The organism is Phenylobacterium sp. (assembly GCF_020402505.1).
In the GTDB taxonomy this organism is placed as follows: Bacteria; Pseudomonadota; Alphaproteobacteria; order Caulobacterales; family Caulobacteraceae; genus Phenylobacterium.
Map to the genome: position 1 here is coordinate 1 of NZ_JADBZL010000028.1, position 12864 is coordinate 12864.

General features: G+C 71.7%; 12 protein-coding genes and 1 pseudogene. 9 read left to right on the plus strand and 4 right to left on the minus strand.

What is annotated here, in order from left to right:
- A partial coding sequence (locus IM632_RS02580) for a type I secretion system permease/ATPase (protein WP_296551979.1) occupies nucleotides 1-1545 on the minus strand: 1545 nt, incomplete at its 3' end.
- A 289-nt stretch (nucleotides 1546-1834) separates the two neighbouring features.
- Here IM632_RS02580 and IM632_RS02585 point away from each other — a divergent pair.
- A complete protein-coding gene (locus IM632_RS02585; RefSeq protein WP_296480920.1) occupies nucleotides 1835-2638 on the plus strand; it encodes a DUF6270 domain-containing protein in 804 nt (267 codons plus the stop codon).
- On the opposite strand, the gene IM632_RS02590 is transcribed toward IM632_RS02585, so the two are convergent.
- From IM632_RS02590 to IM632_RS02600, 3 genes are read right to left on the minus strand one after another with little or no spacing between them, the layout of a single operon-like run.
- Nucleotides 2624-3712 carry a hypothetical protein gene (locus IM632_RS02590; protein WP_296498697.1) on the minus strand — a complete coding sequence of 363 codons (1089 nt, stop codon included), beginning with the start codon at nucleotides 3710-3712 and terminating at the stop codon, nucleotides 2624-2626. The two genes, IM632_RS02585 and IM632_RS02590, sit on opposite strands and share 15 nt — an antisense overlap.
- Nucleotides 3705-4736 carry a hypothetical protein gene (locus IM632_RS02595; protein WP_296504386.1) on the minus strand — a complete coding sequence of 344 codons (1032 nt, stop codon included), beginning with the start codon at nucleotides 4734-4736 and terminating at the stop codon, nucleotides 3705-3707. Before IM632_RS02595 ends, IM632_RS02590 begins: the two co-directional genes overlap by 8 nt.
- Nucleotides 4733-6667: a hypothetical protein gene (locus IM632_RS02600; RefSeq protein ID WP_296482064.1), complete on the minus strand. Its 1935-nt coding sequence runs from the start codon at nucleotides 6665-6667 to the stop codon at nucleotides 4733-4735. Before IM632_RS02600 ends, IM632_RS02595 begins: the two co-directional genes overlap by 4 nt.
- Before the next feature lie 66 nt (nucleotides 6668-6733).
- Here IM632_RS02600 and IM632_RS02605 point away from each other — a divergent pair, with 66 nt between their 5' ends.
- The 8 genes and pseudogenes from IM632_RS02605 to IM632_RS02640 all read left to right on the plus strand — a co-directional run.
- A complete protein-coding gene (locus tag IM632_RS02605; protein ID WP_296482061.1) occupies nucleotides 6734-7861 on the plus strand; it encodes a hypothetical protein in 1128 nt (375 codons plus the stop codon).
- 6 nt (nucleotides 7862-7867) lie between these two features.
- Nucleotides 7868-8623: a glycosyltransferase family 2 protein gene (locus IM632_RS02610; protein ID WP_296482059.1), complete on the plus strand. Its 756-nt coding sequence runs from the start codon at nucleotides 7868-7870 to the stop codon at nucleotides 8621-8623.
- Complete coding sequence (locus tag IM632_RS02615; RefSeq protein WP_296482055.1) at nucleotides 8620-8955, plus strand: DUF2304 domain-containing protein; 336 nt, start codon at nucleotides 8620-8622, stop codon at nucleotides 8953-8955. The genes IM632_RS02610 and IM632_RS02615 overlap by 4 nt, the downstream gene beginning before the upstream one ends.
- Entirely contained in the window at nucleotides 8948-9886 is a 939-nt protein-coding gene (locus IM632_RS02620; protein ID WP_296482053.1) for an NAD-dependent epimerase/dehydratase family protein, read from the plus strand. The genes IM632_RS02615 and IM632_RS02620 overlap by 8 nt, the downstream gene beginning before the upstream one ends.
- A gap of 58 nt (nucleotides 9887-9944) precedes the next feature.
- On the plus strand, nucleotides 9945-11342 hold the full coding sequence (locus IM632_RS02625) for a hypothetical protein (protein ID WP_296482050.1): 1398 nt from the start codon (nucleotides 9945-9947) through the stop codon (nucleotides 11340-11342).
- Nucleotides 11339-12037 (plus strand): hypothetical protein, encoded by a 699-nt coding sequence (locus IM632_RS02630; RefSeq protein WP_296482047.1) that lies wholly within the window; start codon nucleotides 11339-11341, stop codon nucleotides 12035-12037. The genes IM632_RS02625 and IM632_RS02630 overlap by 4 nt, the downstream gene beginning before the upstream one ends.
- Nucleotides 12034-12405 carry a hypothetical protein gene (locus IM632_RS02635; RefSeq protein ID WP_293537133.1) on the plus strand — a complete coding sequence of 124 codons (372 nt, stop codon included), beginning with the start codon at nucleotides 12034-12036 and terminating at the stop codon, nucleotides 12403-12405. The genes IM632_RS02630 and IM632_RS02635 overlap by 4 nt, the downstream gene beginning before the upstream one ends.
- Nucleotides 12406-12466: 61 nt before the next feature.
- Nucleotides 12467-12864, plus strand: a pseudogene (locus tag IM632_RS02640) (hypothetical protein); the annotation flags it as partial.

The window sequence follows — 12864 nt, forward strand, 5'->3', positions numbered from 1 at the left end:
CAGGGCGGACAGCAGGGCCTCTTCGCCCTCGGCGTCCAGGGCGGCGTTGGGCTCGTCCAGAACCAGCAGGGCGGGATCGCCGATCAGGGCCCGGGCCAGGCCCACCCGCTGGCGCTGGCCGGCCGACAGGATCCGGCCGCTTTCGCCCAGGTCGGTCTCATAGCCCTGGGGCAGGCGCAGGATCAGGCCGTGGACGCCGGCGGACTGGGCGGCGGCCACCACCCTCTCGTCGGTGGGGTCGTCGCGGAAGCGGGCGATGTTGTCGCGGACTGTGCCGGGGAAGAGCTCGGTGTCCTGGGGCAGGTAGCCGACATTGCGGCCGAAGTCGGCGCGCTCCCAGGCGTGGACGTCGGCGCCGTCCAGGCGGATGGAGCCGTGGGTCGGGGGCCAGACCCCGACGATCAGCCGGGCCAGGGTCGACTTGCCGGCGCCGGAGGGGCCGATGACGCCCAGCATCTCGCCCGGCTCGACCCGGAAGGCCAGGGCCTGGACCGCGAAACGGTTGGCGCCGGGCGGGGCGAAGTTGACGCCCTCCACCGTCAGGAGGCCCTTGGCCTTGGGCAGGGCCGTGGCGGGGACCGGCTCCTTGTAGCCCTCGAACACCGTGGTCAGGCGCTCGAAGGCCCGGGCGCCGTTCATCAGGCCGTCCCAGCTGCCCACCAGCCGGTCGATGGGCTGCAGGGCCCGGGCGCCCAGGATCATGTTGGCGAACAAAAGGCCCACATGGATCTGGCCGGTGACCACCAGCCAGGCGCCGACGGCGATGATCAGCACCTGGATGCCCTGGCGCAGGCCGCGGGAGATGTTGGTCATGAAGCTGGCGTCGTCGCTGGCCAGCGAGCTGCGGTCCATGGTGGTCTGGCGGAAGCCGCGCCAGCGGCCGGCCAGGGGCTCGGTCAGGCCCATGGCCCGGACCACCTCGTTGTTCCTCAGGGCCTGGTCGGTGAAGCCGTAGCTGCGCAGGGCCGCCTCGTTGGCCTCCTGCAGCAGGGGACGGGTGCGGATGTCCTGCAGCAGGGCCACGCCCAGCAGGACCAGGGCGCCGACGAAGGTGATGACGCCGATCACCGGGTCGACCACGAACAGCACCAGCATGAAGATCGGCATCCAGGGCAGGTCGAACAGCACGCCGAAGGCCGGGCCGGTCAGCATCTGCCGGAAGGTGTCGAGGTCGCGCAGGGCCTGGCTGCGGGCCTGGGGCATGCCGCGGGCGGCGCCCTCGAACAGGGCCCCGAAGACGTGGGCCGAGACCCTCTGGTCCAGCAGAACGCCGAAGCTGATCAGCACCTTGGCCCGGTAATGGTCGATGACCGAGGACATGGCGAAGGCGCCCAGCACGCCGACGGTCAGGACCAGCAGGGTCGGCACGCTCCCGCTTGGCAGCACGCCCGCATAGATGTGCGTCGTGTACAGGGGCATGGCGAAGTAGAGCAGGTTCGAGACCAGGCTGAAGACGCCCGCATAGATCAGCGGCCGGCGCCCCTCCTTCACCGCGCGGGTGAGGGGGTTGTCGGGCATGGCGGCGAAGGGGTTGAAGATCTTCATCCGGGATCTGAACTCGTTCCTGGCGCTCGGCGGGCGGACCATCGCCCCAGAAGGTTTACGAAAAGCAAGAGAATTCCGCGAGAGGGTTCTCGGAACCCCCCCAACCCCGTGTCCCCGGCGCCACGCCGGACGCCCCGTCATTCCTCCCACCTCACCCCTCTGCGCGGAAAGCAATGGGCTCCCCAATTCCTCCACCTCTTGAGGGGGAGGTGGACCGCGCAGCGGGCCGGAGGGGGTTCACGGCGCAGGGGCCTGTGCACCGGGGATCGATTCGACCTAGGCTCGGCGCATGACCGGTTCCTCCCGCCTTCCGCCGCCCCTCGCCGCGGCCGGCCGCGTGGCCATTCTGGGCAGTTGTGTGAGCCGCGACCTGTGGCGCATGGCCGGGGCGCCGGCGGATGACCTTCTCTATATATCCAGGACCCGGCTGCCGAGCCTGTTCGCCGCCCGGCCGGAGGGGCTGGTCCTGCCGGAGGGGCCGGCGCCGGGCCTGCGACCGAATCCGGCGCGGGCCCTCCGTACCGACCTTTCAAAAACCGGGCTGGACGAAATCATCCGATTCCGTCCAGACATGGTCCTCCTCGACTTCATCGACGAGCGGTTCGACCTCCTGGCGGGCGCCGGGGGGGTGGTGACCGCGTCCTGGGAGCTGGAGACCGCCGGCTGGGACGCCCTGCCCCCCCTCATGACGCTACGGCGCCTGGACGCTCTGGGCGACGCCGACGCGACGCTGTGGCGACGCGCGCTGGACGCTCTGGCGACGCTGTTCGCCCCCGGCGGCGCCCTCTCGGGGGCCCGTCCGGTTCTGCATGAGGCTGTCTGGGCGCCCGCCCTGCGGACGCCGGCGGGACGCACCGAGCCCCTGGCGCCGGACCTCGAAATCACCCCCGGCCGGAGGGCGGCGCGGGCGGCGCACAACGCCCGGCTGGCGCGGATGCACGCCGCGGCGCGGGGGGCCATCCCTGGCCTGACCTTCGTCAAGGCCCCGGATTCCCTGGTGTTTTCCGATCCGGACCATGTCTGGGGGCTGAGCCCCTTCCACTATGTTACCGACTATTACGCCGAGATCTGGCGCCAGTTAGGGGGCGGTTGAGCGGCGGGCGAGGGCCTCCGCCGGCGTGATCCCTGAGCGGATCGCCTCCGGATCGTCCAGCAAAGCGAGGGCCGGGTGCAGGCCTTCCGGCCCCAGGACGGCCCAGGCGCCGCCGGCCAGGTAGTCGCTCAGGGGGTCTTTCGAGGGGTCCATGGCGGCGCCCCTGGCCTCAGCGTAAGTCTTTGAATTAAAGTAGGGACCCGGGCTTTCCAGGGTGTCCCGGGCGGTCAGGACGAAGCGCGCCAGGGGCTCGGTTTCGCTGTCGTCCAGCCCCTGTCGCCGACGCCAGGCCGGGTCGAACAGGGGGTGGGGCGAGGCGCCCGCCCGCCCGCCCTCGGTCAGGTACCAGACCAGGTCGCCGCCGGCCCAGGCGGGATCGAACAAGGGGTGCGGCGACAGCCCCCGGGCCGCGCCGGTCCGCAGGTAGTGGAGCACCGGGTTCTCCCCTGTTGCGGTGAGTTCCGGGGCCTGGGAGACGTACCCTTCCAGGCTGAAGAGGGGGTGCGGATCGCGACCGTCGGCGGCGCCTTCGCGGAGGAAATGGTCCAGCGGCGTCAGGCCCGTCCGGGCCAGCTCCGCGGCGTTGCGCTGCGCGTAGAAGCTTGAATCGAAAAGGGGATGTGGCGACAGCCGGGCGTCGCCGCCCCACACGAGGTAGTGCGCCAGGGGGTCGGGGCCGACGGGCCCGGGGGCGTGGGCGGCGTACCAGGCGGGGTCGAACAGGGCTGCGCCCTCGCCAAGGCGGGCCCGGGCGCGGACGAGGGCCCGTCCGGGGGCGCCAAGCCGGGCCAGCACCTTCTCCGCCAGCTTGCGGAGCCGGTTGCGCCGGTCCGGCCGGCGGTGCGCGAAAGCCGCGGCTCGGTAGCGGTCGAACTGCGAGGCCCGCAGCCGGGCCTCCGCCGCCGCCCGGGCGCCGAGGGCCTCGGCCAGGGCCTCGCCCAGCTGCAGCCGGACCTGCGCCTCGGCGGTCTCGGCCCTCTGAACCTCGGCGCGCAGAGCCGCCAGGCGCACGGCCACCGCGTCGACGGAGGCCGACAGCCGGATGGCCTCGGGGGTGGACTGGGGATCAGCCACGCCGGCCCGGCCCCTCGGCCTTCCACCAGGCCTGATAGCCGCCCGCGAAGGGATCGGGGAAGGCCGTCTGCAGGTCCGCCCGCTCGCGGTAGAGCACGCGCTGCGGCTTGGAGATCGCCGCGCCGTCGTCGAACTGGCCATAGGCCCACCAGCGCTCGGGAATGGCCGGATCGGTCGCCGCCGCGACGGCCTCCTTGTACCAGCGCCAGATCTCGTAGACCTCGAAGTTGTCGCCGGCGTAGCGCTTGGTCATGACGTCGCCCGTCGGGCCCAGCTTGGTGAAGTGCCAGAAGCGCAGGGTGGCGCCGTTGACGAGGATCTCGCCCTGCCGAGTGATGGCCACCTTGCGCTTCGACAGGTTCCAGCTGGCGACGTTGTAACCGGGATCGCGAATCACCTTCACCCGGTCGAACAGGGCCGGGACGTGGTCACACCACCTCTGGTCCACAAAGAGCCCGTTGGGAATGTCGTCATAGCAGAAGGCCAGCAGGCGGTCGTTCCACCAGCGGGCGAAGCGGGCGCCCTCGCCGGTGGTGCGGATCGCCACGAAGCCCAGGTTGAAGATGCCGGTCCGCGAGGCGGACAGGTCGTTGTCGAGGATGGCGGCCGGGTCCTCATTGGGGTCGATCAGGTGCGGCGTCAGCAGGATGTCGTCCCGCTGCAGCATCGCCACCAGAGGGTCGAGGGGGGCGAAGAGGGCCGTGTCCGGGTCGAGATAGATGGCGATGTCCGCACCGCCGGCCTCGCAGACCTGGTGCAGGAAGGGGCCCTTCACGGCGGTGCAGACCTCGACCACGTCATGCCGGAAGAGCCAGCCGCGGAAGGGCTCGATCCCCAGGTCCTTCGCCCAGACCACCCGGTCGAAGGGCTCGGCGGCCGGATCGAAGGCGAAGCCGGGGGGGGGCTCGTCGGTGATCAGGGCCACGGCCTCCCAGTCGGGATGGAACCTCCGGAGGGTCTGGAACAGAACCCGCGCGCGGTTGAGGTAGGAGAAGGTGAAACTCGAATAGACCAGGACCTTCACGACAGAGCCTCCAGCAGATCCACGCTCATGCCGCTGTACGCGATCTCGCAGATTTCAGGGCGCCGGGACGCCCGGGACAGGTGACGGACGGCGCCGGACTCGAACTGGGCGAAGAGGGTCGCCTCGTCGGGAAGCACAAGACCATGCCCGCCGGCCCGGGTGAAGGCGGCGACGTTGCCGCTGTCGGGCCCGGTCAGGATGGCCGCGCCGGCCGCCGCCGCCTCGTAGGCGCCGAAGGAGAAGGTCTCCCGGCACAGGGACCAGAGGATGGCGACGTCGACCCGGGCGGCCTCGAGGGCCTCGCGCATGGCGTGGGGCCGGTCAGCGGTGACCGAGACGTCGATGTGGTCGGCGGGCGCCCCGGGCGCGGCGGCCGAGCCCAGGCGCACGAACCGGTAGCGGGGATCGTCGCGGAACCGGTGGGCCAGATCGGTGAAGACCGGCCAGCCCTTGTAGGCCGAGGGCATGCCGAGGAAGGCGACGGTGAGCGACCCCTCCCCCGCCTCGGCGACCCGGCCGGTGGGAACGAGCCGGGCGTGGGGGTGGACGCGCACGGCGGACGGGGTCGGGGCGTCCGGCGCGGCGCTCCAGGTGTCGAGGGCCGCCTGGGAGGGAGCCACGAGGGTGAGGTCGAGGGCCTCGAACAGCCGACGGTGGGCGGACAGGTGGAGGTCCCGGCCCGGCCCGAAGATGCAGATCCGGCAGGCGGCGCTGCCCGCCGGCGGCGCCCCGCAGTCCCGCGCCTCGTCGCGCATGAGGTGGTAGCCGGCGCACAGCCCGGCGAAGTCGTGCAGCCAGAACAGGCCCCGCCGGACACCGGCCGCCGCGAGGAGGTCAAGGGTCTCGCCGATCTCGTGGCCGAGGAGGCTGTGCACTGCGACGGTGGCCCGGGCCCCCGCCCGCGCCGGTCGGGCCGCCAGGGCCCGGGCGATGTCCCCGACGGCGAAATGACCGAGGGTGCGCCCGTTCCAGACGACGCCGAGGGGCGTCGCGTCCGCCCCCGGCCTCAGGGTCGGCCAGGGGACGGTGGGAAAGAGGTGAAGGTGGTCGATTCCCTTCCGCGCCAGGCCCGCCGCCTCGGTCTGCAGGCAGAGCTGGCTCCCGCCGATGCTGGCGGTGAAGTCGTCATGGCTGAAGGTGATGTGCAGGCCCGCTGCGGCGGCGACCGACAGCGGGCCGAGGGCCGAGGCCGGCCCCGGGTAGGTGGCGGCGGCGGCCCGGGCGGCGGCGGCGACCCGCTCCTCCAGGGGCGTGAGCCTGGCGACAATCCGCCCCCGGAAGCCCAGTTCGAACCGGAGAGGCCGGCCCTCGGCCCGACCGGCGGCAAGCCAGTGCAGGAAGGGGTTGACGCCGGCGGCGGCGACATCCGGGTTCACCTCGAGATAGTCGGCGGCGCTGAAGTCGGGGGACGGGTCCCGGCCCTCGCGCCAGCCGGTCTGGAGGAAATGGTCGAGGGGATCCTGCCCCGCCGCGGCGACGTCGGGCCAGGCTGACAGGTAGTAGGCCGCATCGAAGCCGGTGGCGGCCAGCTCCCGCGCCGCCTTCCGGCCCAGGCCGGCGGGAAGGTCGGCGTCCGGCGCGCGCGGCGCGGCCTGGGGACCCGCCCCGACGGCGTGCGGCCGGGCCCCGATGCGCTCCAGGAAACGCTCGCGGTGCGCGGAGGGCGCAGGCTCGCAGCCCTGGCGCCAGCCGCGGTCCAGGTAGTGAAGGAAGGGATCGCCCCCCGCGGCCTCCGGATACCGGGACAGGTAGGCGGCGGCGGAGAACCAGGGCGCAGGGTCGCGTCCCTCCCGCCAGCCCGTCCCGGCGTAGTGCCGCAGGGGATCGGAGCCCGTCCGGGCGATGTCGTCGTAGACGGTGCGGTAGAAGACCGGGTCGAAGGCCGCCGCAAGGGCTCGGCGGGTGCGTTCCGGGGCGTCGCCCTGGCCCATGCGAAAATTCCTGTTCGGTGGCGGGCCTGTGTGCAACAGAAGGTCGCAACGATCAACTGATCCGCCATGCCCGACAAGCCCAGCCCCGCAGCCTCCGCACCGGCCCGTACGGCCTACCTGGTCCTGGGCATGCACCGGTCCGGCACCAGCGCGCTGGCGAACCTGCTGGCTCTGGCGGGGGCCAGCCTGCCCCGTGAGGTCATGCCCGCCGATGCGCACAACGCCAGGGGCTATTTCGAGCCCTGGCGCATCGCCGTCTTCAACGACCGGCGGCTGGCCGCGGCCGGGACCGCCTGGGACGACCCCTTCGCCGCCCTGGCGCCGCCGCCCTCCGGCGAGGCGGCCTGGCGCGAGGAGGCCAGGAGCCTGTTCCGGAGCCAGTTCGGCCGCCGGCGCCGGCCCCTGCTGAAGGACCCCCGGGTGTCCGTCCTGGGCGAGTTGTGGCGTCCGGTCCTGGAGGCCGAGGGCCTGGCCCTTCGGGTCTTCATCCCGGTCCGCAGCCCGCTGGCGGTGGCCGGATCCCTGATGGCCCGCGACGGCTTCTCCACCCGCAAGTCCGTGATGGTCTGGTGCGCCTACATGCTGGCGGCGGAGGCCATGAGCCGCGACCTGCCCCGGGCCTTTGTCGACTATGACGCCCTGCTGGAGGACTGGCGGCCAGGCCTGGCCGCCGCCGAGGCCCAGCTGGGCGAGCCCCTCCCCGCCCTGACCGCCGCCGCTTCGCGGAAGATCGACGCCTTCCTGACGGCGGAGCTGAGGCGCAATACGGGCGCAGGCGACCTTTCCGCCCTGGGCGAGGCGGGAGAGAGGGCGGCGGGAGTCCTGGCCTGGCTGGCGGCGTCCGCCCGGGGCGAGACGCCCGACCGCGCGCCCCTGGATGCGGCGGCGGCCTGGCTGGCCGGCGAGAAGGCCCTCTACGGAGACCTGGTCTCGCCGGTCTCGGCCGACAGGGCCGTGGCGCGCACCGCCCTAGCTGACGCCGAGGGACGGGCGGCCTGGCTCGAAGGTCAGCGGGAGGAGCTTCAGCGCGCCCTGGAAGAGACGCAGGCGGTCGTGGAGCGCCTGAGCGCCCTGGTCCCGCTGACTGAGGACCTTCGCCGGCAGGTCCGCAGCCTGGAGGCCCAGCTGACCGCCTCGCAGGCGGCGGTCCGCGAGGCGGCCCGGCGGCTGGAGACGATGGTCGAGGCGGGGTGAAGTCCCTTGCTTCCTTCGGGAGGCGCGGCTTACACCCGTCCGGACGCCGACAGCGGAATACCCGCGCCTGAGACCGAAGAGGCCATGCCCCGGGACGAGACGCTCTGGTTCGTGATCGCGGCCTACAACGAGGGCCCGATGATCGCCGAGGTGGTGCGCGGCGTGACCCCGCACGCCCGGGTGGTCGTGGTGGACGACGGATCCACCGATGACACGGGCGACCAGGCCCTGGCGGGCGGCGCCTGCGTCGCCACCCACCTGGTCAACCGCGGCCAGGGCGCGGCCCTCCAGACCGGGATCGACTTCGCCCTGTCCCAGGGCGCGGCGCATGTCGTGACCTTCGATGCGGACGGCCAGCACAATGTCGACGAGGCGCTGGAAATGGTCGCCCGGCGCCGGGCCGAGGGCCTGGACGCCGTGCTGGGGTCCCGGTTCCTGGGGACGACGGTGAACATGCCCACCTTGCGCCGGCTGGTGATCAAGGCCGCAGTGATCTTCACACGGCTCACCACCGGGCTGAAGCTGACCGACGCGCACAATGGCCTGAGGGTCCTGTCACGGGACGCCGCCCGGAAGATCCGCATCCGCCAGGACCGCATGGCCCACGCCTCCGAGATCCTGTCCCAGATCGCCCGGCTGGGCCTGAACTGGCGGGAGCATCCGGTGACCATCACCTATTCCGAGTACTCCCTGGCGAAGGGCCAGAAGCTGTCGAACTCGGTCCGGATCCTCGAGGACATCCTGTTCGGGGCGCGGTCATGATCGTCTCGCTGGTCGCCTCGGCCCTCTTCGGATCGGTCCTGTTCCTGGCCGCCGCGCGCAAGTTCACCTTTGTGGGGCTCAAGCTGGCGGTGATGACCTTCGCTGCAGCGGGGGTCTATTTCGTCTGGAACCCCGACCAGATGACCCGGCTGGCCCAGATGGTGGGCGTGGGCCGCGGCGCGGACCTCGTCACCTACGCCACGACCCTCATCCTCTTCCTGACGGTGGTGGCGGCCATCATGCGCGAACGCCGGTCCAGTGACGTCCTGACCCTGCTGGTGCGGCGGCTGGCCATCCAGCAGGCCCGGTTCCCGGACCCCCCCGGTGGGTGAGTCGCCGAGGCGCGCGCTGGTCACCGGCGGGGCGGGTTTCATCGGCCGCGCCCTGGCCGCCCGGCTGTTGCGCGAGGGCGCCGAAGTCACCGTGCTGGACGACCTGTCGAGCGGGGATGCAAGCCGGCTGGAACGGGGCGCCCGCCTGATGGAGGGTTCGGTGACGGATCCGGGCAGGGTCGCCGAGGCGATGGCCGGCGCCGACGCGGTCTTCCACCTGGCCGCCATCGCCTCGGTGGCCAGGTGCAACGAGGACCTGGCGGCCTCGCACCGGGTCAATCTGGGGGGCTTCGTCAATGTGCTGGAGGCCGCTGCGGCCCGAGAGCAGAGGCCGGCCCTGGTCTACGCCTCCTCCGCGGCCGTCTATGGCGACAACCCGGAAACCCCGCTGCGGGAGGACGCAAGGCCCCGTCCCCTGTCGCCCTATGGCGCCGACAAGCTGGGCTGCGAACTGCACGCCTCAGCCGCAGCGACCGTCCTGGGTCTGCGGTCGACGGGCCTGAGGTTCTTCAACGTCTACGGACCCGGGCAGGACCCGGGTTCGCCCTATTCCGGGGTGATCTCCCGCTTCCACAGGGCGGCGAGGCTCGGGGAGGGGGTCACCATCTTCGGCGACGGCGGCCAGACCCGCGACTTCGTCTTCGTGGACGACGTGGTGGAGGCCCTGCTGTCGGCGTCGGCCCGCGAAAAGGGCGAGGCGGCGGAGGTTCTGAATGTCTGCACGGGCCGGGAGACGACGGTCCTCGACCTGGCCGCCAGGCTGGCGCGACTGACGGGGAAGACGATGCCCGTGGCCCATGCGCCGGCCCGGGCGGGGGATATCCGCAGGTCTTCGGGCGACCCCGCCAGGCTGGAGGCGATTCTGGGCCGCCGACCGGGCACGGACCTGTCGGCGGGCCTGGCGCAGATTGTCGAGCGGGGCGGGGACTGATGGACACGGACCGGCGCCTGAGTCTGCAGCCTGGGTCCGCCCAAGGAGCGAGGACGTGATGTTTCGGAAGGTTGAAACCCCGGGCGGCGGCGTCGCCCGCAATCTCTACGCCGGGACCCTCGCCGTTGGGCTTCTCATCGTTCTGGCCGCCGGGCTGCCCGGACACATGACCACCGATTCGGTGATCCAGCTGGCTGAGGGGCGCGCAGGCGAGCAGCAATCCTTCAATCCGGCCTTCATGTCCTGGCTGCTCGGCCGTTTCGACAGCCTGCTTTCGGGGACCGCCCTCTTCGTGGCCTTCAGCGTCGCCCTGCTGTTCGGAGCCCTGGCCGCCCTGCCGCGCCTCGCCGGGCGGGTGCACGTCCTGGCGGCGCCCGTCCTCGCTCTCGTGATCCTCTCTCCCCAGGTGCTGATCTACCAGGGGGCGGTCTGGAAGGACGTCTTCTTCGCCAACTCGGCCATCGCAGGGACGGTCCTGCTGGCGATCTCGGCGGAACGCGGCGCCCTAAGGGGTGCAGGGCTCGCGGCATGGGTTTCCGGGCTCGTCCTTCTGGTGGTGGCCGCTCTCGTCCGGCAGAACGGGGTCCTGGCCCTGGGCGCCGCCGCCCTGGCCTTCGGCCTCGCCGCCGGATTCCGGCACAGTTGGCGACGTGGACTGGGCGCAACTGCTGCGGTTCTGACGGCCGGACTGGTTCTCTTCCTTGCGGTGGGACTGGTCATGACCCGCGTCATGCCGTCCACTTCGCCCCAGGCGGCCGGAGCTGGCCTGAGGGTGATCCAGCACTTCGACCTGGTGGGCGTGGCGGCTCGGGATCCCAATGCCTCATTCGCCCCGCTCGAGGCCGCAGACCCTCGAGCGGCGGCTACGCTCCGGAGCCTTGCCCCCCAAGGCTACAACCCGGAACGGGTGGATACGATCGGCAACGCCCCAGGCCTGGGCGAGACACTTTGGCAGACGCCGGAGGGCGCCGTAGCCCGGACCTGGACACACGTCGCCATAACTGAATTCCCGGACTACGCGGCCCACCGGCTGGAGGTCTTCCGGCAGGCCTTCCTGACCCCCGACCTCCTCGCCTGCCTGCCTGTGACGACGGGGGTCCAGGGGCCGGAGGCGGTGCTGGAGGAACTGGGTATGCCCTCCCGCCAGGACCGGCGGGACCGTGAGCTGTACAACTATGCGACCTGGTTCTTCGACACGCCGGTCCTGTCGCACCTGACCTACGCCCTCCTTTCCCTGGGCGTGATGGTGGCCCTGGTGCTGCGGGGTCGGCCCTCGGACTGGGTGATGGCGGGACTGCAGGCAGGCGCCCTCGCCTTCGCCGGCAGCTTCCTAGTCATCGCCCTGGCGTGTGATTACCGCTATCTCTACTTCCTCGATCTCGCCGCCCTGTTCGGCCTGGTCCACCTCGCCCTTGACCCGCCGTGGGCGGCCATCCGGAGACGGTTCCAGACATGAAGACCCCGACCCTCTTCCTCCGCCCGACCCCCTTTTCAGGTCCGGCCGCCGTCGCCCTCGCCGGCCTCCTCGCCCTTTCCGCCTGCGACCAGCCCAAGCCGACGCCCACGACCGCAGCGGAGGCCCCCGCCGCCAAGGTGCGTCCGCCGAGAGCGCCCGAGCCCATCGCCTGGGACCCGGCGCAGAAGGCCTTTGTCCTCGACGGCAAGCCCCTGAAGGCTGCGGCCCTCTGGACCTTCGAGACCGGGACCGAGGACTTCCAGGGCGCAGGATCGACCCTGACGGCCCGGCCGGGCGGCGGACTGGACGTCAAGGGCGACCTCTTCGACCCCATCGTCCGCCTGCCCAAGGATCTGTCGATCAACGGGGCCGGGTCCAATGCGGTCCTGGTCCGGATCACCCGCAACGCCGATACCGAGCGCTGGGACGGCTCGCTGTTCTGGACCACAGCGGCGCATGGCGAGGACGCCGGCTTCGCCACCAAGCCCATCCGGGGGGCGGACCCGGCGGTCGGGGAGACCACCCTCATGGTCTATGACCTCGCCCAGCCGAAGAAGGGCGGGGACGACTGGACACGCTCGACGATCACCGGCGTCCGGCTGGACCTCGACGACTCTGCGGGCGGCGAATTCACGATCCATCAGGTCGCGATCGTCAGCATTCCCAGCGGCGCGACGCCCCCGGCGGCCCCGTGATCCGGTCCCTCTCGGGCCTGGACCTCGCCCTTTGCCTTGCTTTCTCGCTCGCCCTGCCCGCCGGCCAGGTGCTGTTCAAGCTGGGGGCGGAACACACCCGGCAGGTGGAGGGGGGCCTGCTGGCGAAGGTGATCCTGAACCCTCCCCTCATCGGGGCCTTCGTCTGGTATGGCCTGACGTCCCTGCTGTGGGTCTATATCCTGACCCGGGCGCCGCTGAGCCAGGTCTATCCCTTCTCGATCCTCGGCGCGGCCCTGACCCCCGTCCTGGCGGTCCTCCTGTTCCGGGAGTCCCTGCCTCCGCAGGCCTGGCTGGGGTACGTGGTCATGCTGGCCGGCTTCGTGCTGGTGATGCGGCCGGCGGCCTGACCGCACCCGTGTTGCGCCGCCGAATCCGACCTGTTACCTCCGCCCCGACCCGGGAGCGCTGATGGACATCGCCGAACACATGCTGCGGACGGGGTCCCGGGGGTTCCGGGATGACCTGGCGCGGGCGGTCGACGACCTGTCCCGTTCGGTGAAGGGCCTGGGCCTGTCCTGGTCTCTGGCCTGGCACGACGTGGTCTCGCGCTATCGCGGCTCGATCCTGGGACCCTTCTGGATCACCCTGTCCATGGCCGTCATGGTCCTGGGCATCGGCTTCCTCTACGCCGAACTGCAGAAGATACCCCTGGCGACCACCCTGCCCTTCGTGGCCCTGGGCATCGTCTTCTGGGGACTGATCTCCCAGACGGTGATCGAGGGCTGTGAGTCCTTCGTCCACGCCTCGGGCATGCTGAGCCAGACCTCCCTGCCCATGTTGACCTTCATCTGGCGCACCGTGCTGCG